Raw genomic sequence first — 23,095 nt, 5'->3', positions numbered from 1 at the left:
GCGGACAGAGAACGCCTTTTGCAGCAGGCTCAGGCTCTCGCGGATGGCGCCGGCGCTGGGGTATGGGCCGAAGTAGCGGCCCTTGGCCTTTTTCGCCCCACGGTGAATGCCCAGCCGCGGAAACTCACCGTCGGACAAAAACACGTAGGGGTAGGATTTATCGTCGCGCAGCAGGATGTTGTACGGCGGGCGCCATTCCTTGATCAGGTTCTGCTCCAGCAGCAACGCCTCGGTTTCGTTGGCGGTGATGGTGGTTTCGACCTGGGCAATGCGCGCAACCAGCGCGGCGGTCTTGGGCGCCAGGCCGGTCTTGCGGAAATAGCTGGTCAGGCGTTTCTTCAGGTTCTTGGCCTTGCCCACGTACAGCAGCCGGGCTTCGGCGTCGAACATTCGGTAAACGCCCGGGCGACCGCTGCAGGTCGCCAGAAATGCGCTGGCATCAAAAACTTGAGACATGAGGGTTTACAGGCTTGCGTCAACCATACCGTGGCGAACGGCCAGCAAGGTCAGTTCGACGTCGCTGGTGACCGAGAGTTTTTCAAAGATCCGATAACGGTAAGTATTGACGGTCTTGGGCGAGAGACACAACTTGTCGGAGATGATCTGCACTTTCTGGCAGCCGACGATCATCAGAGCAATCTGGATTTCCCGCTCGGACAACGCGTCGAACGGCGAGCCCTGCGGCTGGAACGGCTTGAGCGCCAGCTGCTGGGCAATCTGCGGGCTGATGTAGCGCTGGCCGGCGAAGGCCAGGCGAATGGCCTGGACCATTTCATCCAGGCCTGCGCCCTTGGTCAGGTAGCCGGCGGCACCGGCCTGCAACAGCCGCGTGGGGAACGGGTCGTCCTCGCACACGGTCACGGCTACCACCTTGATGTCCGGGTGGCTGCGCAACAGTTTGCGGGTGGCTTCCAGGCCGCCGATGCCAGGCATTTTCACGTCCATCAGCACCACGTCCGGCTTCAGCTCACGGGCCAGCTTGAGCGCCGACTCGCCCGAATCCCCCTCACCCACCACCTGCAGGCCATCGATGTCGGCGAGCATGCGCGTAATACCGGTTCGTACCAGATCGTGATCATCGACCACTAAGACCCTAATCAAGCACACACCTCGTCAGCAGGGCGATTGGATCCCGCCACCTTAACAAAAAATTTCACGGTGGGCCTAACGCATTGCTTCCGTCAGAAACGCCTGACGCTCAACTGTGAGAGACCGCACTGTTTGCCGGGTTTTTTCAGGGTTCGCCAATCGGCCCAGCAGGTGCCCGAGTGCCGCTTGATCATCGACCGACAATTGCCGGAAAGCCTTCAGCAAGGCGGACTCGTCCATGCTCAACCCGTCCAGCAGGGCCGGGGTGCGGATGCCGCTGAGCACGTACGACGCATCCACACCACGCGTCGCCAATGCCGCCAGGTAATCCACCCGCGGCATGCGTTCACCGCTCTCGTATTTACCCTGGGCATTGGGTTCGACCCCACCGATATAGCCAAACACGCGCTGAGTCATGCCCAGTCGCTCACGCTCTTCCCGCAGACGCGGACCGATTCCATTCATAGGGGGTTCTCCTTTCCCTTGATTTTGCCGAGGCACTCCCCGCCTGCCGAAGGGCAGCCGTGGCTGTCAGCCTTCACTATGCCGATGCGCTGGGGTCGCGACAAGCCATCATTGAGCCACTAGTCGATGGTTCGCTGCATGCGTACAAAACAGTCGTCCTCGCCCATTTCGACAAAGCCGTGGCGCCGATAAAGCAGGCGGGCCGGGTTGCTGCGAAATACCATCAGCCGCAGCAGCGGCAGGCCGCGCTGCCTGGCCCACAGGACAAGTTGCTCCAGCACCCAACTACCCACCCCGTGACCGCGGTGCTCGGGCAGCAGGTGCAACTCGCGGATGAACAGCGCCTGACGGTCCTGGCTGAGGCTGCAAAAGCCCAGCAAGGTGTCCCCGTCGGTCACCAGCCACTGCTCGCGCCAGCCCCAGGCTTCGTCGAAAGCCTCCTCTATCCAGAGCAGGTGGTATTCGCGGTAGTACGGCAGCATGGCGCGGCGGGTGAGGTCGCGGGCGAAGGTGCAGTGGCTGTCGTTTGCCGGGGTCAGGTTCAGGGGCATCACACAATGTGCTCTCGGGGTTTCCAGGCATCGATCAATGGCCATAACACACGGGTGAACTGCCGGGCCCGCGCTTGTCCAGTTCGTCTTCCAGCCAGTCGGCCAGCACCCGGGCATTGTTGTGCTCGGTGTCCTTGCCGGCATACAGCAATGTCAGCGTGCCTTGCTCTGCCATGCCCAGCAGCGGGTACCAGTGCTCGGGGTGAGCGGCCAGCTCTTGCTGGTAACGCTGGGTGAAACCGGCGAAATCCAGTTCGCCCTGGTGAAGTGACCTGCGCAGCTGATCCGAAGGTGCCACCTCACGCATCCACTGGCCGTGCAGGTCTTGCTTGCGCTTGTTGCGCGGCCACAAGCGGTCGACCAGCACCCGCTGGCCGTCTTCAACCTCGACCGCAGCGTAGACGCGCTTGCAGCGGATCATGGAGTTCTCCTGCCGTTAGCATCTGTCTTGAGCCTAGATAATTGATCGAGGTCGCGGGCAGGTGGGGTTTGTTTTTTTTGCTCTAGGCCCGCACAGCCACCATCAACCCGGAATCTTCAGCCCACGCTGCACCGCCGGCCGCTCAAGGAACACCGCCAGCACTCGCTGCACTTCCTTGAACTGATCAAACCCAACCAGCTCGCTCGCGTTGTAACGCTCCACCAGGTTGCGCACCCACGGCAAGATCGCGATGTCGGCGATGCTGTATTCGTCGACCATCCACTGCCGGCCCTTCAAGTGCCGGTCCAGCACACCCAGCAGCCGTTTGGACTCATTCACATAACGGTCCCGGGGGCGCTTGTCCTCGTATTCCTTGCCGGCAAAGAAGTGGAAGAACCCGACCTGGCCGAACATCGGCCCGATGCCGCCCATCTGGAACATCAGCCACTGCAAGGTCAGGTAGCGTTGGGCCGGGTCCAGGCTCAACAACTTCCCGCTCTTTTCCGCCAGGTACTGCAGGATCGCCCCCGACTTGAACAGCGGCAGCGGCTTGCCGCCGGGGCCGTTGGGGTCGAGGATGGCGGGGATCTTGTTGTTGGCGCTGAGCGAGATGAACTCGGGGCTCAGCTGGTCATCGCTTTCGAAGCTGACCTTGTGCGGCTCGTAGGCCAGGCCGATTTCTTCGAGCATGATCGACACCTTGACGCCGTTGGGCGTCGGCAGCGAATACAGCTGCAGCCATTCAGGGTGTCGGGCGGGCCATTTGCGGGTGATGGGGAACGCACTGAGATCGGTCATGATCAACCTTGCCTGTGGAATGAACCTGCCACTCTAGAGGCATCCCGGGCGGCTGACCATCACCGGCCGCGCATGACCGTGGCCCGTTCAGGCCTGACCGTGGGCCTTGAGCTTGAGCTTTTCGGTATCGACGCGCACGAACACCGAGTCGGCGGTGACGGTCAGCACATCGTCGGCCCAGACTTCGCAGAGCACGCGGGTCTTGCGCCCTGTTTCACCTTCCACGCGGGCTTTGAGCAGCAGCTCGACGCCCATCGGCGTGGGCTTCAGGTAGGTCAGGTTGAGCGTGCCGGTCACGCAGTCGATACGCGGCAAGCTGCCCGGCTCGCGGCCTTCGTTACGGTAGTGGTAGGCCATGGCTGTCCAGTTGGAGTGGCAGTCGACCAGCATCGCCAGCAGGCCACCGTAGACGAGGCCGGGCCAGCCGATGAAGGTACTGTCGGGCGCGTGACGGCACAGCAGGTGGATGCCATCGGCATCCCAATGGCTTTGCAGGTGCAGGCCGCTGGGGTGCGAGCAACCGCAGCCGTAGCAGGTGCCGTCTGGCGCAGCGAGGGCCTGGAGGGAAAGGTTCTGATTGTTCATACGCTTCCTGTGCTTATTGATATGGGGGCGCGCAACGCCCCCATTAAAGCAGAAACATCAGGCCGTCTGGGCGACCACCCTGGCGCGCCGCTGGGTCAGCGAAACCAGCAGGATGAACGCGGTCACCCCGGCGGTCATCAGCGTTTCATAACGGTAGGCATCGCTGAACAGCATGTAGCCCAGCACCATGACAATGGTGCCGATCACCAGCCAGGTCAGCCACGGGAACAGCCACATCTTCAGCTCTAGCGGCCGCCCTTCACGGTCAGCACGGGCACGCATGCGCAGCTGCGACACGGCGATCACCAGGTACACCAGCAAGGCGATGGCGCCGGTGGTCGACAACAGGAATCCGAACACCTTCCCCGGGAACACATAGTTGACCAGGCAACCGGCAAACCCGGCCAGGGTCGAGAGGATGACCGCGACAGTGGGCACACCCGAACCGGAGATGCGCTTGGTCATGCTCAGCGCCTGGCCACGGGCGCCCAGCGAATAGAGCATGCGCGAGGCGGTGTACAGGCCCGAGTTCATGCAACTGGTCACTGCCACCAGCACCACCAGGTCGACCAGCAGCTTGGCGCCCGGCACGTTCAGCACTTCCAGCACACGCTGGAACGAGCCAACGGCTTTCAGTGCAGGGTCATTCCAGGCAACCAGCGACACCACAAGGAAGATCGACGCCAGGTAGAAGATGGCAATGCGGTACACCACCAGGTTGGTGGCGCGGCGGATCTTGTCTTTCGGGTTGGCGGTTTCGTCAGCGGCAATGGTGACGATTTCGGCGCCGAAGAACGAGAAGATGGTGATCAGCACGCCCCCCAGCACGGTACCGAAGCCGTTCGGCATGAAGCCGCCGTTGTCCCATAGCCGACTCACCCCGGACACCTCGGCCAGCGGCCAGAAGCCGAATATCGCCAGGCTGCAGACCACGATGAAGGCAATGATTGCCACCACCTTGACCAGCGCGAACCAGTATTCGAAGGCGCCGAAGTTCTTCACGCTGATCAGGTTGGTACCCGACAGCACCAGCATGATCAGGAAGGCGAACAGCCAGGACGGCACGCCGGGGAAGTAGGCATGCAGGATGTCGGCGCCAGCAATGGCCTCGACCGGAATGATCAGTACCCAGAACCACCAGTACAGCCAGCCAATGGTAAAGCCCGCCCAGGGGCCGATGGCTTCGGAGGCATAGGTGGAAAACGAGCCACTGTTGGGGTTGGCGATGGCCATTTCGCCGAGCATGCGCATCACCAGCAGGACCAGCAGCCCGGTCATGGCGTACGAAATGAGGATGGCCGGGCCTGCGGTGGCAATGGCGTTGGAGGAGCCGATGAACAGGCCGGCGCCGATGATACCGGCGATGGAGATCATGGAAACCTGACGGGAAGTCAGGCCGTGCTGCAGGGAACGCTGTTTCTTGTTGTCTAGCGAAGCCATGAAGAACCCTCGAATGGGTCGGCCGCGGCGAGGCGGCTGAAGGTCGGAGCAGAATTCTTGTAAATTTCTGATGGACGTTGTTGTTGTTTTGTTGATGCCGGAAACGGGTACTGGCCTCCTCTTCGCACGACCGGTTGTAATCGTTGATCCAGGTCAGTATTAATCTATAGGCCGGGGTCAACAAACGACCTTTTCGAACCACATGATTCCGCTTTGGAATGAACTTCATCCTTTTTTGCTCGGTATGTGCCCGTCATGTCCAAACGCCTGATGCCTTCGACTACCGCCCTCCAGTGCTTCGAGGCGGCCGCCCGCCATCTCAGCTTCACCCGCGCGGCCCAGGAACTGCACCTGACCCAGAGCGCGGTCAGCAAGCAGGTGGCGCAGCTGGAGGACATGCTCTCGCACTCGCTGTTCCAGCGCATTCGCCGGCGCCTGCACCTGACCCCGGCCGGTGCGCTGTACCTCACCGAAGTGAACAAGATCCTCACCCAGATCGACATCTCCAGCCGCTACATCCTCAGCTATGGCGATGAGACCGAAGTGCTGCGCATCGCCACCCAGCCCACCTTCGGTGCCCGCTGGCTGGTGCCCAAGCTCAAGGGTTTCGGCGACCGCTACCCGCGTATTCACCTGGATGTACGCAACGAACTGGAGCCGTTCGACCTGGTCCAGGCCAAGGCTGACATCGCCTTTTTCTTCGGCCAGGGCACCTGGCCCGGGGCAACCTGCATTGAGTTGTTCAGCGAAGAAGTGGTGCCGGTATGCAGCCCTCAGCTGCTGGCCAATCACCCGTTCGCCAGCGCCCAGGCGCTGACCGAGCACCGTTTGTTGCAATGCGTGTCGCGCCCCGAGGCCTGGCATGAATGGTTTCTGGGGCTGGGGCTGCATAGCCAGAACAGCTACCACGGGCCGCGTTTCGACACGTTCTACCTGTGCATTCGCGCGGCCATCGCTGGCTGCGGCATTGCCTTGATTCCGCGCTACCTGGTAGCCGAGGAGCTCAGCGAAGGCAAGCTGGTGGTGGCCTGGGACCACCCGGTGGCAAGCAATGGCAGGCACTTCATTGCGCATGCCGAGCATGCCGCCGAGGTGCCCAAGATACGGGCCTTTGTGCAGTGGATTCGCGAGCGGGTGGCTGAGGGGGATTGATTACTCCTGTGCAAGCCCGCGAAGAGGCCGGCACAGCCAACACAAAACATTGGCCAGATCACGAATCCATGGAATGACCGCAATCAATTAATTCGTTTGCAGAACACCCCGCCAACACGCTTGGATAATAAGAAACTCGAACAAGGTCCGCGTGCCCCATGAACCAGGAAAGTATCAGCCAATCCATTGCCATCGTTCACCCGATCACACTTTCCCATGGCCGCAATGCCGAAGTCTGGGACACCGACGGTAAACATTACATCGACTTCGTCGGCGGTATCGGCGTCCTCAACCTGGGCCATTGCAACCCGGCCGTTGTCGAAGCGATCCAGGCCCAGGCCACCCGCCTCACCCACTACGCCTTCAACGCCGCCCCGCATGGCCCGTACCTGGAGCTGATGGCGCAGCTGAGCCAGTTCGTGCCAGTCAGCTACCCGTTGGCCGGCATGCTCACCAACAGCGGCGCAGAAGCTGCAGAAAACGCCCTCAAGGTGGCCCGCGGAGCCACCGGCAAACGCGCCATCATCGCCTTCGACGGCGGCTTCCATGGCCGCACCCTCGCCACCCTGAACCTCAACGGCAAGGTCGCCCCGTACAAGCAGCGGGTCGGCGAACTGCCGGGGCCGGTGTACCACCTGCCCTACCCCAGCGCCGACAACGGGGTTACCTGCGAGCAGGCGCTCAAGGCCATGGAGCGCCTGTTCAGCGTCGAGCTGGCTGTGGAGGACGTGGCGGCATTCATCTTCGAGCCGGTACAGGGTGAAGGCGGCTTCCTCGCGCTCGACCCGATGTTCGCCCAGGCCCTGCGCCGTTTCTGCGACGAACACGGCATCCTGATCATCATCGACGAGATCCAGTCGGGCTTCGGCCGTACCGGCCAGCGCTTCGCCTTCCCGCGCCTGGGCATCGAGCCTGATCTGCTGCTGCTGGCCAAGAGCATCGCCGGCGGCATGCCGCTGGGTGCGGTGGTGGGGCGCAAGGATTTGATGGCATCGCTGCCCAAGGGCGGCCTGGGTGGCACCTATTCGGGCAACCCGATTGCCTGTGCGGCAGCCTTGGCCAGCCTGGCGCAGATGACCGACGAAAACCTGGCGACCTGGGGGGAGCGCCAGGAGCAGGCGATCGTCAGCCGCTACCAACGCTGGAAGGCATCAGGCCTGAGCCCGTTCATCGGCCGCCTGACCGGGGTGGGCGCCATGCGCGGCATCGAGTTCGTCAATGCCGACGGCAGCCCGGCACCGGCGCAACTGGCAAAGGTGATGGAAACGGCGCGGGCCAAGGGCCTGCTGCTGATGCCAAGCGGCAAGGCGCGGCACATCATCCGCCTGCTGGCACCGCTGACCATCGAGGCCGAGGTGCTCGAGGCAGGCCTGGATATTCTCGAGCAATGCCTCGCAGAGTTGAACTAAAGCTTAAAGGCCCAGCTCTTCCGGGGTCAGCATGTCGGACTCGAAGGCAATCCAGCCGCCTTCGAGCTCGGCGTGGCCGTTGACGATCGGGCCGTAGTAGGTCAGCCCGTTCTCCAGGGTCACACAGATGTGCGTGGCATTTTTTTCAGGGGCCGCGAGCGTACCGACGAAATGCACCTTCTTCAGGGTTTCGGTGACCGCCTCCAGTCCTACGCGCATTTTGGGGTTTTCCGAGGCCTCGATATCGCCCCCACGGTCTTCGGCGCTGATGGTTACGGTGGCGGTATAGGGGTACTTGGTGCTCAAGCGGGTTACCTCAAAGGGATGTATAGGCTTAACAGGCGCGTAGAGTACGGCAGGCGGTCGCGGTTGTCTCTACCGGCCGGTTCGCGGGTCCACCCGCGAACCGGCCGGGCCTGCAAAAGATGATCTGGCAGCCCCGATCTGTTAGGGTGCCCGCCGATGCACGCCACACCACACGAGGATCCCGAGTGAGCGCCGAAGAACCCCTTATCGCCGACCTGTTCGATGTCGACAAACGCCTGTCCCTCAGGCCCGTCGTGGACTTCAACAGCTACCTGCGCAACGCCTTTGGCGAAGGCCCGTGCCGCTGCCACCGCTGCACCGAAGGTGCCGACGAAAGCACCTACAGCCATGCTCACAATTTCACTTTTGACGGTGGTCAATGGCATCGCCGCTTCGCCAGCACTGCCGGCAGCGATGTTGCCCAGTTCCTGAAAAAAGCCTGGCTGTCGTACACCAAGGCCGACCTCAACCTGATCGGCACGCTGGACCTGACCACCCTCAAGACCTTCACCGACGCCGCCCTGCACACCCGCCTGCTGGCGCTGTTGCCAGCCAGCGGCCTGGCCCGCGAAGTGGAAGGCCAGTGGCTGCTGCAGGCCCAGGCCGACTGACGGCCCGGCGGCGCGGCAGGATTCTACCGGTCTGCTAACGTGGGGGAATCCGCCCATCCGCAGGTAGTCCGCCATGGCCCGCACCACGCCCATCGAGCTGTACCGCAACATCGGCATCGTCGCCCACGTCGACGCTGGCAAGACCACCACTACCGAGCGGATCCTGTTCTACACCGGGGTCAACCACAAGATGGGCGAGGTGCACGATGGCGCCGCGACCATGGACTGGATGGCTCAGGAACAGGAGCGCGGCATCACCATCACCTCGGCAGCGACCACGGCCTTCTGGCAGGGCTCGACCAAGCAGTTTGCCGACAAGTACCGCTTCAACATCATCGACACCCCCGGCCACGTCGACTTCACCATCGAGGTCGAGCGCTCGCTGCGCGTGCTGGATGGGGCGGTTGTGGTGTTCAGCGGCGCCGACGGGGTCGAGCCGCAGTCCGAAACAGTCTGGCGCCAGGCCAACAAGTACCATGTGCCGCGGCTGGCCTACATCAACAAGATGGACCGCCAGGGCGCCGATTTCCTGCGCGTGGTCAAGCAGATCGACAAGCGCCTGGGGCATCACCCGGTGCCTATCCAGCTGGCCATCGGCAGCGAAGAAAACTTTATCGGACAGATCGATCTGGTGAAGATGAAGGCCATTTACTGGAATGACGCCGACAACGGCACCAGCTACCGCGAAGAAGAAATACCCGACCACCTGCAGGCCCTGGCCGACGAATGGCGGGCACACATGATAGAGGCCGCGGCCGAGGCAAATGACGAGCTGACCCTGAAGTTTCTCGACGGCGAGGAACTGAGCATCGACGAGATCAAGGCGGCCCTGCGCCAGCGCACCATCGCCAACGAAATCGTGCCGACCATCCTCGGCTCCTCGTTCAAGAACAAAGGCGTGCCGCTGATGCTCGATGCGGTCATCGACTACCTGCCTGCGCCATCCGAGATCCCGGCTATCAAGGGCACCGACCCGGATAATGAAGAGCACCATCTGGAACGCCACGCCGACGACAACGAGCCGTTTTCAGCCTTGGCCTTCAAGATCGCCACGGACCCGTTCGTCGGCACCCTGACCTTTGCCCGCGTCTATTCCGGTGTACTGAGCTCCGGCAACGCGGTGCTCAATTCGGTGAAGGGCAAGAAGGAACGCATCGGCCGCATGGTGCAGATGCACGCCAACCAGCGCGCGGAAATCAAGGACGTGTGTGCCGGTGACATCGCCGCGCTGATCGGCATGAAGGACGTGACCACCGGCGACACCCTGTGCGCCATCGACAACCCGATCATCCTTGAGCGCATGGATTTCCCCGACCCGGTGATATCCGTGGCGGTGGAACCGAAAACCAAGGCCGACCAGGAAAAAATGGGCATCGCCCTGGGCAAGCTGGCCCAGGAAGATCCTTCGTTCCGGGTGCGCACCGACGAGGAGACCGGGCAGACCATCATCTCCGGCATGGGCGAGTTGCACCTGGACATCATCGTCGACCGCATGCGCCGCGAGTTCAATGTCGAGGCCAACATCGGCAAGCCGCAGGTGGCCTACCGCGAAAAAATCCGCAACACCTGCGAGATCGAGGGACGCTTCGTGCGCCAGTCTGGTGGGCGCGGGCAATATGGCCACTGCTGGATCCGCTTCGCCCCCGGTGATGAGGGCAAGGAAGGCTTGGAATTCGTCAACGAGATTGTCGGCGGCGTGGTACCGCGTGAGTACATCCCGGCGATCCAGAAAGGCATCGAGGAGCAGATGAAGAACGGCGTGCTCGCTGGCTACCCTTTGATCAACCTCAAGGCTGCGGTGTTCGACGGCTCCTACCACGACGTCGATTCCAACGAAATGGCTTACAAGATCGCCGCCTCGATGGCCACCAAGCAGCTGTCGCAAAAAGGGGGGGCGGTGTTGCTGGAACCGGTGATGAAGGTCGAGGTGGTCACCCCCGAAGAGTATCAGGGTGACATCATGGGCGATCTCAGCCGGCGCCGCGGCATGATCCAGGACGGCGACGAGACGCCAGCCGGCAAGGTGATTCGCGCCGAGGTGCCGTTGGGGGAAATGTTCGGCTACGCCACTTCGATGCGCTCGATGACCCAAGGGCGGGCCAGCTACACCATGGAGTTCACCCGCTACGCCGAGGCCCCGGCAAGCATTGCCGATGGCATCGTCAAGAAGAACCGCGGCGAGTGATTTTCGCCTGTACTGGCCTCTTCGCGGCTAAAGCCGCTCCCACACTCTGGGGGAGAGGCTTTAGCCGCGAAGAGGCCGGTACAGGCAAAGACAATTCTCAATGCTGCTCGCCAGCCCGCTTCAACAGTTTCTTGCACCGCTCCGACAAATGCACCACGCGCAAATGCTTGCCGGCCTTGGCGTACCGCTCGCGCAAGGTGGTCAACGCGGCCACTGCCGAGTAATCGACAAAGCTCAGGTGCTGGCAATCCAGCGTGACCTTGGCCGGGTCGTTGGCCGGGTCGAACTGGTTCAGGAACGGCGCGGTCGAGGCAAAGAACAACGTCCCATGCACCTGGTAACGCTTGCCCCCCTCCCCGTCGTCATGGCTGTCGGCGTAAAGCTCGCGGGCATGCTGCCAGGCAAAGTTCACCGCCGCGATGATGATGCCGAACATCACCGCCATGGCCAGGTCGGTGAGCACCGTGACCACTGTCACCGCAATGATCGCCAGCACATCGCTCACCGGCACCTTGTGCAGCACCCGCAACGACGCCCAGGCGAAGGTCTGCTGGGCCACCACGAACATGACCCCGACCAGCGCCGCCAGCGGAATACGCTCGATCAAAGGCGACAGGAACAACACGAACAGCAGAATCATCACCCCGGCCACCACCCCTGACAGCCGGCCACGGCCATTGGAGCTGAGGTTGATCACGGTCTGGCCGATCATCGCGCAACCGCCCATGCCACCGCACAACCCCGAAACCATGTTCGCTGCACCCAGGGCCACGCATTCGCGGTCCGGGTAGCCACGGCTTTCGGTAATTTCATCGGTCAGGTTAAGCGTTAGCAGGGTTTCCAGCAGGCCGACCATGGCCATCAGCACCGCGTAGGGAGCGATGATTTTCAGGGTTTCCAGGTTCCATGGCACATCCGGCAGCGCCAGCACTGGCAGGCCGCCAGCGATGTGCGCCATGTCGCCCAGGGTGCGGGTAGGCAGGTCGAGCAGGTACACCAGCAGGCCAACGCCGAGGATCGCTACCAGCGCGGGGGGTACCGCGCGGGTCAGTTTCGGCAGCACATAGACCACCAGCATGGTCAGCGCCACCAGGCCGATCATGAGGTACAGCGGCGCGCCGCCGAGCCAATGCTCACCCTGCTTGAAATGCTCAAGCTGGGCCAGGGCGATGACGATGGCCAGGCCGTTGACGAAGCCGAGCATGACCGGGTACGGCACCAGGCGCACCAGCTTGCCCAGGCGCAGCAGGCCGAACAGGATCATCACCACCCCACCCAGCAGCACCGTGGCCAGCAGGTACTGCGCACCGTGCTGCACCACCAGAGCGACGATCACCACCGCCATCGAGCCGGCAGCGCCGGAGATCATCCCCGGCCGGCCACCGAACAGCGCTGTCAGGGTGCAGATGATAAACGCCCCGTAAAGCCCCATCAGCGGGTTGAGGTGGGCCACCAAGGCAAAGGCGATGCACTCGGGCACCAGGGCGAACGAGGTGGTCAGGCCGGCGAGCAGGTCGGCGCGTAGTCGGGCGGGTTTCATGGGCATCCTGGAAAGCAGTCCGGGCGGACGTTACAAAAACAAGGGGCGCGATGTTACGTAATTTGTCTGACAGCGACCAGCGCAAGGGTAGCTAGCGCCCGGTACGGGTCAACCACTCGGCCATGGCTGCATCCTCCAGCGCATACTCACCACGGTTGGCCTTCCACACCAGTTCCTTGTCGCGCAGGGCATCCAAAGCCTTCTGTACATTGGGCGTGCTGGCATTGGCTTCGGCCTGGGCCCGTTCCAGCTTGCGGCTGACGTCGATCAAGGTCTGCTCGGTGAACGGCGAAAACGGCTGACGGCCCCGCGTGCGCTCGGCCATCACCTCCAGCACCGCCCGCTGCAACGGCGAAAGTTCGTTCCAGGCGCTTTCATAGTCGCTCCACACCCCAGCCTGATGGTTGAGCGCGCCGTTGCGCAGCAGTTCACCCAGGTTGCCGGCCTCGCCCAGGCCGACACTGACCTCGGCCAACAGCTTGTTGAGCATTTCCGGGCGCCGACCGACCAGTTCGAAGGCGTATGCCAGGTCTTCGGCCTTGAACTGGTTGCTGTCGGCCAGGCGACCATTCCAGAGCTCGGTGATGAACTCGACATAGTCACGCCCAAGCAACGGAAAGGGGGTGATGCTGGCACCAAAAAACGGCTGCTTGCTCTTGAGCACCAGGTTGGCCAGCTTGTCACGGCTCGAGCCCGTGAACACCAGCCGCAGCCCGTCCGGGCGGTCGCCACGGTTGAGATGGTCCCGCGCAGCCTTGAGGGCGAACATCGCATTCAGGCCGTCTTCGCTATTGAGGGCGTGCTGGGCCTCGTCGATGATCAGCACCACCAGTTGCCCCGACACCTGATGCAAAACAGCCAGCGCCTGGGCCAGCGTGGTGCCCGCCGGCAGTTGTGGCCGAGTGAAATCCCAGCTGAGCGTGCGCAGCAGGTTTATCTTGTCGATACCGGCCTTCTTCGCCGTTCTGGCCAGCGCGCTTTCGAACCCGCTCAAAGCGACACCGATAGCGCCACTGATGAGCTCCGCCGGGGCAGCGTCACGGTCTGACCAGAGGTCGACGTACACCGGCAGCCAGCCGCGATTCACGCATTCCGGGATGAAGTCGTTGTTGAGGAAGGTACTTTTACCGGTACGTCGAGGCGCGGCCAGAAACATGCCCGAGCTGTAATCCACCAGCGACTCGCCGGCCAAATCCTGGGCCAGCGCCTTGGCCAGCTGATCTCGACGCAGGAGCGAGCGGGTCGGAGACATGTGACTATCCTCAATTATCTACCAAACTATAATTTATAGCCTACAAGATAAAACAAGATAAAACACCCATCTGGGCTTCGCTGTCGACGGGGCAAACCTCCGCCCAGATGCCGATGCGTGATCCAGATCCGGCACAAAGCCTGCAAATTTGCCATCATGTTGGCTCTACCTGCGGAGATCATGGACATGCCGCTACGCCCCCTTCTTGCGTCCTTGCTGCTGGCCGTCAGCCTGAGCGCGCAGGCCGCCACCGAAGTCGTACCCTTGCAGCACCGCAGCAGCGCCGAACTGCTGCCCGCCGCGCAGGCGTTCATCGGCAAGGACGGTACCGTCAGCGCCTTCGAGAACAAGCTGATCGTCAACGCCAGCCCCGAACGCATCGACGACCTGCGGACCTTGCTGCAACAACTGGACACCGCCGCCAAACGCCTGCTGATCAGCGTCGACAACAGTGACAGTAACTTCCAGGACAACCGCGGCAATGCACGCGTCATCCATTACGGCACCAGCAACCGTGAAGGCGGCCTGCAGCAGATTCAAGCCAGCGAAGGCCAGCCAGCCTTGATCCAGGTTGGCCAGAGCATCCCCATCACCAGCACCAGCACCGACGGTTACGGGCGCATCCAGAGCAACACCGAATACCGCAATGTGACCCAAGGCTTCTACGTCATCCCAAGCCTCAGCGGCGACACGGTGCGTCTGCAAATAAGCAGCAATAATGACCGCATCAGCCACGAACGTGCAGATGTAGTGAAAGTGCAGAGTACCGACACGACCGTCACCGGCAAGCTTGGCGAATGGATCACCCTGGCAGGCTACAACCAGCAGAGCCAAGCCGAGCGCAGCACGTCAAGCCGCAGTTACAGCACCCAGCGCGGTGAAAACATGACATTGCGTGTCAAAGTCGACCTTCTAGACTGAAACCAGGCAATTCAAGGCCTCGACCAAAGGCCTTGAAACTGACTGCCAAGTCGCATTAGACCAAAGATGTAGTAAGCAATAAAAAGCACTACAAAACATTTGACAGTGTCTTTTTCCCAAGGGCATGATGGCCTCGCTCCCGCTAATCAGGGGCCCTGGCAAGGGCCTTCGAGGCGTACTCCTCCCACCCCTGGAGGCGTCTCGTGTCTATACGGCCCACAAGGCGGTTCGACGGGATTGCGACTGCAACGAAGAAGTTGTCCCGAGGGACGGAAGCGCATCACCGCAGTACTGGCAATCGCGAAGCACCGCAGCAAGGCAACCACGAGCCGACCTGCCGGAGCACACCGTCGCCTGGCCTGCCCACCCTTCCCCTTCGAGCCTTCGCGTTCGCCGCCGCACTCCTGCGAACAGGACAGCCGCCTGGCTCCTGATCTGCTCCGAGCATCAGCACAATTAACCCAAGATCGATGCGACGAGGTTTATTTCCATGGCACTGACACGCGAACAGCAAATTGCAGCCCTCGAGAAAGACTGGGCCGAAAACCCGCGCTGGAAAGGCGTGACCCGTACCTACACCGCCGCTGATGTCGTTCGCCTGCGTGGCTCCCTGCAGCCAGAGCACACCCTGGCCCGCCAGGGCGCAGAAAAACTGTGGAAGCTGGTCACCCAGGGTGCCCACCCGTCCTTCCGCCCAGAAAAAGATTTCGTCAACTGCATGGGCGCCCTCACCGGCGGTCAGGCAGTGCAGCAGGTCAAGGCCGGCATCCAGGCCATCTACCTGTCCGGCTGGCAGGTTGCCGCCGACAACAACTCGGCCGAGTCGATGTACCCTGACCAGTCGTTGTACCCGGTCGACTCGGTACCGACCGTGGTCAAGCGCATCAACAACTCGTTCCGCCGCGCCGACCAGATCCAGTGGAAAGCAGGCAAGAACCCGGGCGACGACGGCTACATCGACTACTTCGCGCCAATCGTGGCCGACGCCGAAGCCGGTTTCGGCGGTGTGCTCAACGCCTACGAACTGATGAAGAACATGATCGAAGCGGGCGCCGCCGGCGTGCACTTCGAAGACCAGTTGGCCTCGGTGAAAAAATGCGGCCACATGGGTGGCAAGGTACTGGTACCGACCCAGGAAGCCGTGCAGAAGCTGGTGGCCGCGCGCCTGGCCGCTGACGTGTCGGGCGTACCGACCATCATCCTGGCCCGCACCGACGCCAACGCCGCTGACCTGCTGACCAGCGACTGCGACCCGTACGACCAGCCGTTCGTGATCGGCGAGCGCACCCGTGAAGGTTTCTACAAGGTACGCGCCGGCCTCGACCAGGCCATTTCCCGCGGCCTGGCCTACGCGCCGTATGCCGACCTGATCTGGTGCGAAACCGCCAAGCCGGACCTGGACGAAGCCCGCCGCTTCGCCGAAGCGATCAAGAAGGAATACCCGGACCAGATCCTGTCGTACAACTGCTCGCCGTCCTTCAACTGGAAGAAGAACCTGGACGACGCCACCATCGCCAAGTTCCAGCGCGAGCTGTCGGCGATGGGCTACAAGCACCAGTTCATCACCCTGGCCGGCATCCACAACATGTGGCACGGCATGTTCAACCTGGCGCACGACTACGCCCGCAACGACATGACCGCCTACGTGAAGCTGCAGGAGCAGGAATTCGCTGACGCCAGCAAAGGCTACACCTTCGTGGCGCACCAGCAGGAAGTGGGTACTGGCTACTTCGACGACATGACCACCGTGATTCAGGGTGGGGCATCGTCGGTGACTGCGCTGACTGGCTCGACCGAGGAAGAGCAGTTCCACTGATAGTGGGTGGCGGTTGAGTAAAGGCCCGGGGCTTGTAAAGCGCCGGGCCTTTATTTTTAACGGTACCGGCCTTTCACGGGTGAACCCGCTTGACGCGCTCTCTGTGGGAGCCGCGCTTGCCGGCGATAGGCTGCGAAGCAGCCTCAATACAAGCGACACCATTCTGACGGATTGTGAGCGACTTGAAACGTTGGGGCCGCTGTGCGGCCCATCGCCGGCAAGCGCGGCTCCCACACCGAATGCGCAGGGCTAGCGCGCAGAGTTCCCGTCGCGAGAGCTCAGCCCGGAAGGGCTGGGTGATCTCCCAAACGTACTGCGCGCATTTCGAAGGCCGCGGTGATCCTGTGAGAGCCGCGCTTGCCGGCGATGGGCTGCGAAGCAGCCCCAAACAAGCGACACCATTCTGACGGCTTGTGAGTGACTTGAAACGTTGGGGCCTCTGCGCGGCCCATCGCCGGCAAGCGCGGCTACCACACCGAATGCGCAGGGCTTGCGCGCAGAGTTCCCGGCGCGAGAACCCGGAAGGGCTGGATGATCTCCCAAACGTACTGCGCGCATTTCGAAGGCCGCGGTGATCCTGTGGGAGCCGCGCTTGCCGGCGATGGGCTGCGAAGCAGCCTCAATACAAGCGACACCATTCTGACGGATTGTGAGCGACTTGAAACGTTGGGGCCGCTGTGCGGCCCATCGCCGGCAAGCGCGGCTCCCACACCGAATGCGGAGGGCTTGCGCGCAGAATTCCCGGCGCGAGAACCCGGAAGGGCTGGATGATCTCCCAAACGTACTGCGCGCATTTCGAAGGCTGCAGTGAGCCTGTGGGAGCCGCGCTTGCCGGCGACGGCTGCGAAGCAGCCCCAATACAAGCGACACCATTCTGACGGATTGTGAGCGACTTGAAACGTTGGGGCCGCTGTGCGGCCCATCGCCGGCAAGCGCGGCTCCCACACCGAATGCGCAGGGCTTACCCCGCCAAAGGGCCGAAACAGGCCAAAGCAAAACCCAGGATCAGGTCTATGCTTGTGGCAGCACAGCAGCAAGGACCGCCCATGCCTCGTCCAAGCCACCTGACCATTCTCGCCCTGGCCGCCGCTACCCTCTATCTATATGCACTGGCCAGCGACAACACCCTGCTCGCCTTGCTGGCCAAACCCATCCCGGTGCTGGCCATGATCGCCTGGCTGCGCAGCGCACCCGCCTCACCCTATCGCACATGGATCTCGATTGGCCTGGCCTGCTCGGTACTCGGCGATATCCTGCTGGCCATCCCCGCCGACCTGTTCGTGTTCGGCCTGGTCGCATTCCTCTTTGCCCACCTGGCCTACCTGCGCGCCTATTGCGGCCAGACCTTGCGTCCCGCCCTAGCCCCACTCCTGCTCAGCACCCTCATCGGCATCACCCTGTTCAGCGTGCTCGCCAGACACGGCCTCGGCCCACTATTGATCCCGGTTGCCCTGTACGCGCTGGCCATCAGCGCCATGCTGTGGCGAGCCCTGGCCTGCGGCGGCATGGCTGCACTGGGTGCCGGCCTGTTCGTATTCTCCGACAGCCTGATAGGCATCGACCGCTTTGTCAGCCCGTTTGCCGCCGCACCGTACCTGATCATCCTCGCCTACTGGCTCGGCCAGTGGGCGATCGCTTCATCAGTCGGTCATCGCTCAATCGATAAAGTATTGACCCAGAGCGGTGCAAGCGGCGCCGGAAGCTGCTAGAACACGAGACGTTCGCATCTGCAAGTAGGAGGAATCGCCAGCTGAACTTTACAAGGCACAGAACAGCCCAATTAAAAGGCATCACTTCAAATGGTATTAATTATCATTACGAAAATTGTAATTCGTTACCAGGCGCAAGAAACATAATTAACAAAACCGCACGCAATGCCCGAATTCCAAGGCTTTCAGCCGGTTACATCAGGTTTTTGTTCTTAATCCTACGAATAAAAGTGCTACAGAAATTTTACTTGCACGGGGTTTACCCATAAAATCAGCGCGATTGATTCAGCTGCGACATTTGGTCACTGCACGTGCGACACCAAGTCGCCGCTCTACACTTATTTCAGACTGCAGAGCTGGGTCTCTGTATAAGGATTTCTAGCATGTCCGATTCGGCAGGACTCATCGCCCACAACTGGGGCTTTGCCATCTTCCTCCTGGGTGTCGTCGGCCTGTGCGCCTTCATGCTCGGCCTGTCCAGCCTGCTCGGTAGCAAGGCCTGGGGCCGCGCCAAGAACGAACCCTTCGAATCCGGCATGCTGCCCGTCGGCAGCGCCCGCCTGCGCCTGTCCGCCAAATTCTATCTGGTCGCGATGCTGTTCGTGATCTTCGATATCGAAGCCCTCTTTCTCTTTGCATGGTCTGTGTCCGTCCGCGAAAGCGGCTGGACCGGGTTCGTCGAAGCGCTCGTTTTCATAGCAATTCTGTTGGCAGGTCTTGTCTACCTTTGGCGCGTCGGGGCACTTGATTGGGCTCCCGAAGGTCGCCGCAAGCGGCAAGCGAAGCTGAAACAATGAGGCTTTGGCAATGCAATACAATCTCACCAGAATCGACCCGGATGCGCCCAACGAGCAGTACCCGGTAGGTGATCGGGAAACCGTCACCGACCAGCTGCTGGAAGACCAGGTCCACAAGAACATCTACATGGGGAAACTCGAAGATGTGCTGCGTGGCGCGGTCAACTGGGGTCGCAAGAACTCCCTCTGGCCGTACAACTTCGGCCTGTCCTGCTGCTACGTGGAAATGACCACGGCCTTCACGGCGCCCCACGACATCGCCCGCTTCGGCGCCGAAGTCATCCGGGCCTCGCCGCGTCAGGCCGACTTCATGGTCATCGCCGGTACCTGCTTCATCAAGATGGCGCCGATCATCCAGCGCCTGTACGAGCAGATGCTCGAGCCGAAATGGGTCATCTCCATGGGCTCGTGCGCCAACTCCGGTGGCATGTACGACATCTACTCGGTCGTTCAGGGGGTCGACAAGTTCCTCCCCGTGGACGTCTATGTGCCCGGCTGCCCGCCGCGCCCTGAGGCTTTCCTGCAAGGCTTGATGCTGCTGCAGGAGTCGATCGGCCAAGAACGACGCCCGCTTTCCTGGGTTGTTGGTGATCAAGGTATTTACCGTGCCGAGATGCCAGCCCAGAAAGACCTGCGTCGTGAGCAGCGCATTGCCGTAACCAACCTGCGCAGCCCCGACGAAGTCTGATCCAGCGACCTGCCGCCCGCTCCCCTGGAGCCGGCGGCCTGGCTTCATTCTTAACGTTGACCCAAAGCGACCGAGACCATGACAGCGGACAACGCTATTTATATTCCGCCCTACAAGGCTGACGACCAGGATGTGGTCGTCGAACTGCACAACCGTTTTGGCGCCGAAGCATTCGTCGCCCAGGAAACCCGCACCGGCATGCCCGTGCTGTGGGTCAAGCGCGCCCAGCTCAAAGAGGTGCTCAGCTTCCTGCGCGGTGTCGCCAAGCCCTACAGCATGCTGTACGACCTGCACGGCGTCGACGAGCGCCTGCGCACCCAGCGCCGTGGCCTGCCCGCCGCCGACTTCAGCGTGTTCTACCACTTGCTGTCGGTCGAGCGTAACAGCGACGTGATGATCAAGGTGTCGCTCAGCGAAGGCGACCTGAACCTGCCGACGGTTACCGGTATCTGGCCAAACGCCAACTGGTACGAGCGCGAAGTCTGGGACATGTTCGGCATCGACTTTGCCGGCCACCCGCACCTCAGCCGCATCATGATGCCGCCTACCTGGGAAGGTCACCCGCTGCGCAAGGACTACCCGGCCCGTGCGACCGAGTTCGACCCCTACAGCCTGACCCTGGCCAAGCAGCAGCTTGAAGAGGAATCGGCGCGTTTCAACCCGGAAGCCTGGGGCATGAAGCGTCAGGGCGCCAACGAGGACTACATGTTCCTCAACCTCGGCCCCAACCACCCTTCGGCGCATGGTGCGTTCCGTATCGTCCTGCAGCTGGACGGTGAAGAAATCGTCGACTGCGTACCGGACATCGGCTACCACCACCGTGGTGCCGAGAAAATGGCCGAGCGCCAGTCCTGGCACAGCTTCATCCCCTACACCGACCGCATCGACTACCTCGGCGGGGTGATGAACAACCTGCCGTACGTGCTTGCGGTCGAGAAGCTGGCGGGCATCAAGGTGCCGCAGAAGGTCGACGTGATTCGCATCATGCTCGCCGAGTTCTTCCGCATCACCAGCCACCTGCTGTTCCTGGGTACCTATATCCAGGACGTCGGCGCCATGACCCCGGTGTTCTTCACCTTCACCGACCGCCAGCGCGCCTACACCGTGATCGAAGCGATCACCGGTTTCCGCCTGCACCCGGCCTGGTACCGCATCGGTGGCGTCGCCCACGACCTGCCGCGCGGCTGGGAAAAACTGGTCAAGGACTTCGTCGACTGGCTGCCCAAGCGCCTCGACGAGTACACCAAGGCTGCCCTGCAGAACAGCATCCTCAAGGGCCGTACCGTCGGCGTCGCCGCGTACACCACCAAGGAAGCGCTGGAATGGGGCACCACCGGTGCCGGCCTGCGTTCCACCGGTTGCGACTTCGACCTGCGTAAAGCGCGCCCCTACTCCGGCTACGAAAACTTCGAGTTCGAAGTACCGCTGGCCCACAACGGCGATGCCTACGATCGCTGCATGGTCCGTGTCGAGGAGATGCGCCAGAGTATCCGCATCATCGACCAGTGCCTGCGCAACATGCCGGAAGGCCCGTACAAGGCGGACCACCCGCTGACCACGCCGCCACCGAAAGAGCGCACCCTGCAGCACATCGAGACCCTGATCACGCACTTCCTGCAAGTCTCGTGGGGCCCGGTCATGCCGGCCAACGAGTCGTTCCAGATGATCGAGGCGACCAAGGGCATCAACAGTTACTACCTGACGAGCGATGGCGGCACCATGAGCTACCGCACCCGGATCCGCACCCCGAGCTACCCGCACCTGCAGCAGATCCCTTCGGTGATCAAAGGCAGCATGGTCGCCGACCTCATTGCGTACCTGGGCAGTATCGACTTCGTTATGGCTGACGTGGACCGCTAAGCATGAACAGCACGCTTATCCAAACCGACCGTTTCGCCCTGAGCGAAACCGAGCGCTCGGCCATCGAGCACGAAATGCACCACTACGAGGACCCGCGCGCGGCGTCCATCGAAGCCCTGAAGATCGTCCAGAAGGAACGTGGCTGGGTGCCGGACGGGGCCATCCACGCCATCGGCGAGGTGCTGGGCATCCCGGCCAGCGACGTCGAGGGTGTGGCCACCTTCTACAGCCAGATCTTCCGCCAGCCGGTCGGCCGCCACATCATCCGTGTCTGCGACAGCATGGTCTGCTACATCGGCGGCCACGAGTCGGTGGTCAGCCAGATCCAGAGCGAACTGGGCATCGGCCTCGGCCAGACCACCGCCGACGGCCGCTTCACCCTGCTGCCAGTGTGCTGCCTGGGCAACTGCGACAAGGCCCCGGCGCTGATGATCGACGACGACACCTTTGGCGACGTGCAGCCTGCTGGCGTTACCAAACTGCTGGAGGGTTACGTATGACCATCACTTCCTTCGGCCCGGCCAACCGCATTGCGCGTTCGGCCGAAACCCACCCGCTGACCTGGCGCCTGCGTGACGACGGCGAGCCGGTATGGCTGGCCGAGTACCAGGCCAAGAACGGCTACGCTGCCGCGCGCAAGGCACTGGGCGAGATGTCGCAGGACGACATCGTGCAGACCGTCAAGGACTCCGGCCTCAAGGGCCGCGGCGGCGCGGGCTTCCCCACGGGCGTTAAGTGGGGCCTGATGCCCAAAGACGAATCCATGAACATCCGCTACCTGCTGTGCAACGCGGACGAAATGGAACCCAACACCTGGAAGGACCGCATGCTGATGGAGCAACAGCCCCATCTGCTGGTCGAGGGCATGCTGATCAGCGCCCGCGCCCTGAAGGCCTACCGCGGCTACATCTTCCTGCGTGGCGAATACACCACCGCGGCAAAAAACCTCAACCGCGCCATCGATGAAGCCAAGGCCGCCGGCCTGCTGGGCAAGAACATCCTGGGCAGTGGTTTCGATTTCGAGCTGTTCGTGCACACCGGTGCCGGCCGCTACATCTGCGGTGAAGAAACCGCGCTGATCAACTCGCTGGAAGGCCGCCGCGCCAACCCGCGCTCCAAGCCGCCCTTCCCTGCCGCCGTCGGCGTATGGGGCAAGCCGACGTGCGTGAACAACGTCGAAACCCTGTGCAACGTGCCTGCCATCGTCGCCAACGGCAACGACTGGTACAAGTCGCTGGCCCGTGAAGGCAGCGAAGACCACGGCACCAAGCTGATGGGCTTCTCGGGCAAGGTGAAGAACCCGGGCCTGTGGGAACTGCCATTCGGCGTTACCGCCCGCGAGCTGTTCGAGGACTATGCCGGCGGCATGCGCGACGGCTTCAAGCTCAAGTGCTGGCAGCCAGGCGGCGCCGGTACCGGTTTCCTGCTGCCCGAGCACCTCGACGCGCAAATGTATGCCGGCGGCATCGCCAAGGTGGGCACCCGCATGGGTACCGGCCT

Annotated in this window: 23 protein-coding genes; 12 read left to right on the top strand and 11 right to left on the bottom strand. The window is 62.2% G+C overall.

Annotated elements, in window-relative coordinates; all coding sequences use genetic code 11:
- From HP547_RS11780 to HP547_RS11745, 8 genes are all read right to left on the bottom strand, one after another.
- Positions 1-456 (bottom strand): GIY-YIG nuclease family protein (locus tag HP547_RS11780; RefSeq protein ID WP_172286361.1); only part of this gene is annotated, 456 nt, incomplete at its 3' end.
- A gap of 6 nt (positions 457-462) precedes the next feature.
- Positions 463-1,101, bottom strand: a complete 639-nt coding sequence (gene uvrY / locus HP547_RS11775) for a UvrY/SirA/GacA family response regulator transcription factor (protein WP_172222124.1) — start codon at positions 1,099-1,101, stop codon at positions 463-465.
- Between the two features lie 63 nt (positions 1,102-1,164).
- Entirely contained in the window at positions 1,165-1,554 is a 390-nt protein-coding gene (locus tag HP547_RS11770; protein WP_172222121.1) for a helix-turn-helix domain-containing protein, read from the bottom strand.
- A 119-nt stretch (positions 1,555-1,673) separates the two neighbouring features.
- Positions 1,674-2,105 (bottom strand): GNAT family N-acetyltransferase, encoded by a 432-nt coding sequence (locus HP547_RS11765; RefSeq protein ID WP_172222118.1) that lies wholly within the window; start codon positions 2,103-2,105, stop codon positions 1,674-1,676.
- Positions 2,106-2,139: 34 nt separating this feature from the next.
- On the bottom strand, positions 2,140-2,526 hold the full coding sequence (locus HP547_RS11760; RefSeq protein ID WP_172286360.1) for a DUF488 domain-containing protein: 387 nt from the start codon (positions 2,524-2,526) through the stop codon (positions 2,140-2,142).
- 102 nt (positions 2,527-2,628) lie between these two features.
- Positions 2,629-3,324, bottom strand: coding sequence for a glutathione S-transferase N-terminal domain-containing protein (locus tag HP547_RS11755; protein ID WP_172286359.1), 696 nt, complete (start codon positions 3,322-3,324; stop codon positions 2,629-2,631).
- A gap of 87 nt (positions 3,325-3,411) precedes the next feature.
- Positions 3,412-3,909, bottom strand: a complete 498-nt coding sequence (locus HP547_RS11750; protein WP_172222109.1) for a PaaI family thioesterase — start codon at positions 3,907-3,909, stop codon at positions 3,412-3,414.
- Between the two features lie 57 nt (positions 3,910-3,966).
- Positions 3,967-5,349 (bottom strand): amino acid permease, encoded by a 1,383-nt coding sequence (locus tag HP547_RS11745; protein ID WP_172222106.1) that lies wholly within the window; start codon positions 5,347-5,349, stop codon positions 3,967-3,969.
- A gap of 255 nt (positions 5,350-5,604) precedes the next feature.
- Between HP547_RS11745 and gcvA the strand changes: the two genes are divergently transcribed.
- Positions 5,605-6,501 carry a transcriptional regulator GcvA gene (gene gcvA, locus HP547_RS11740; protein WP_172231686.1) on the top strand — a complete coding sequence of 299 codons (897 nt, stop codon included), beginning with the start codon at positions 5,605-5,607 and terminating at the stop codon, positions 6,499-6,501.
- Between the two features lie 158 nt (positions 6,502-6,659).
- A complete protein-coding gene (locus tag HP547_RS11735) occupies positions 6,660-7,910 on the top strand; it encodes an aspartate aminotransferase family protein (RefSeq protein WP_172286358.1) in 1,251 nt (416 codons plus the stop codon).
- Positions 7,911-7,913: 3 nt separating this feature from the next.
- Here the strand turns inward: HP547_RS11735 and HP547_RS11730 are convergent, their stop codons facing one another.
- A complete protein-coding gene (locus HP547_RS11730; RefSeq protein WP_172231692.1) occupies positions 7,914-8,216 on the bottom strand; it encodes a hypothetical protein in 303 nt (100 codons plus the stop codon).
- Positions 8,217-8,401: 185 nt separating this feature from the next.
- On the opposite strand from HP547_RS11730, the gene HP547_RS11725 reads away from it, so the two are divergent.
- Together HP547_RS11725 and fusA are read left to right on the top strand one after the other, a co-directional pair.
- Positions 8,402-8,827 (top strand): hypothetical protein, encoded by a 426-nt coding sequence (locus HP547_RS11725; protein ID WP_172286357.1) that lies wholly within the window; start codon positions 8,402-8,404, stop codon positions 8,825-8,827.
- Positions 8,828-8,900: 73 nt separating this feature from the next.
- A complete protein-coding gene (gene fusA, locus HP547_RS11720; RefSeq protein WP_172286356.1) occupies positions 8,901-11,012 on the top strand; it encodes an elongation factor G in 2,112 nt (703 codons plus the stop codon).
- Between the two features lie 97 nt (positions 11,013-11,109).
- Here the strand turns inward: fusA and HP547_RS11715 are convergent, their stop codons facing one another.
- The gene (locus HP547_RS11715; protein ID WP_172286355.1) at positions 11,110-12,552 is read right to left on the bottom strand and encodes a SulP family inorganic anion transporter; all 1,443 of its coding nucleotides are present in this window, start codon (positions 12,550-12,552) and stop codon (positions 11,110-11,112) included.
- 91 nt (positions 12,553-12,643) lie between these two features.
- Positions 12,644-13,804: a hypothetical protein gene (locus tag HP547_RS11710; RefSeq protein ID WP_172227862.1), complete on the bottom strand. Its 1,161-nt coding sequence runs from the start codon at positions 13,802-13,804 to the stop codon at positions 12,644-12,646.
- A 186-nt stretch (positions 13,805-13,990) separates the two neighbouring features.
- Between HP547_RS11710 and HP547_RS11705 the strand changes: the two genes are divergently transcribed.
- From HP547_RS11705 to HP547_RS11670, 8 genes are all read left to right on the top strand, one after another.
- Positions 13,991-14,725, top strand: a complete 735-nt coding sequence (locus HP547_RS11705) for a secretin N-terminal domain-containing protein (protein WP_372242889.1) — start codon at positions 13,991-13,993, stop codon at positions 14,723-14,725.
- Between the two features lie 490 nt (positions 14,726-15,215).
- Positions 15,216-16,541 carry an isocitrate lyase gene (aceA, locus tag HP547_RS11700; RefSeq protein WP_033699180.1) on the top strand — a complete coding sequence of 442 codons (1,326 nt, stop codon included), beginning with the start codon at positions 15,216-15,218 and terminating at the stop codon, positions 16,539-16,541.
- 1,046 nt (positions 16,542-17,587) lie between these two features.
- Positions 17,588-18,250, top strand: coding sequence for a lysoplasmalogenase (locus HP547_RS11695; RefSeq protein WP_172286353.1), 663 nt, complete (start codon positions 17,588-17,590; stop codon positions 18,248-18,250).
- Positions 18,251-18,633: 383 nt separating this feature from the next.
- A complete protein-coding gene (locus tag HP547_RS11690) occupies positions 18,634-19,047 on the top strand; it encodes an NADH-quinone oxidoreductase subunit A (protein WP_003251427.1) in 414 nt (137 codons plus the stop codon).
- A 10-nt stretch (positions 19,048-19,057) separates the two neighbouring features.
- Positions 19,058-19,735, top strand: coding sequence for an NADH-quinone oxidoreductase subunit B family protein (locus HP547_RS11685; RefSeq protein ID WP_172227868.1), 678 nt, complete (start codon positions 19,058-19,060; stop codon positions 19,733-19,735).
- Between the two features lie 78 nt (positions 19,736-19,813).
- Positions 19,814-21,595, top strand: a complete 1,782-nt coding sequence (nuoC, locus tag HP547_RS11680; protein ID WP_172227870.1) for an NADH-quinone oxidoreductase subunit C/D — start codon at positions 19,814-19,816, stop codon at positions 21,593-21,595.
- A 2-nt stretch (positions 21,596-21,597) separates the two neighbouring features.
- Complete coding sequence (nuoE, locus tag HP547_RS11675; RefSeq protein WP_012273294.1) at positions 21,598-22,095, top strand: NADH-quinone oxidoreductase subunit NuoE; 498 nt, start codon at positions 21,598-21,600, stop codon at positions 22,093-22,095.
- A partial coding sequence (locus tag HP547_RS11670; RefSeq protein ID WP_172286352.1) for an NADH-quinone oxidoreductase subunit F occupies positions 22,092-23,095 on the top strand: 1,004 nt, incomplete at its 3' end. The genes nuoE and HP547_RS11670, both read left to right, overlap by 4 nt.

This window comes from Pseudomonas sp. CM27, assembly GCF_013179515.1.
In the GTDB taxonomy this organism is placed as follows: domain Bacteria; phylum Pseudomonadota; class Gammaproteobacteria; order Pseudomonadales; family Pseudomonadaceae; genus Aquipseudomonas.
This window is presented reverse-complemented; position numbering and strand designations above follow the sequence as displayed.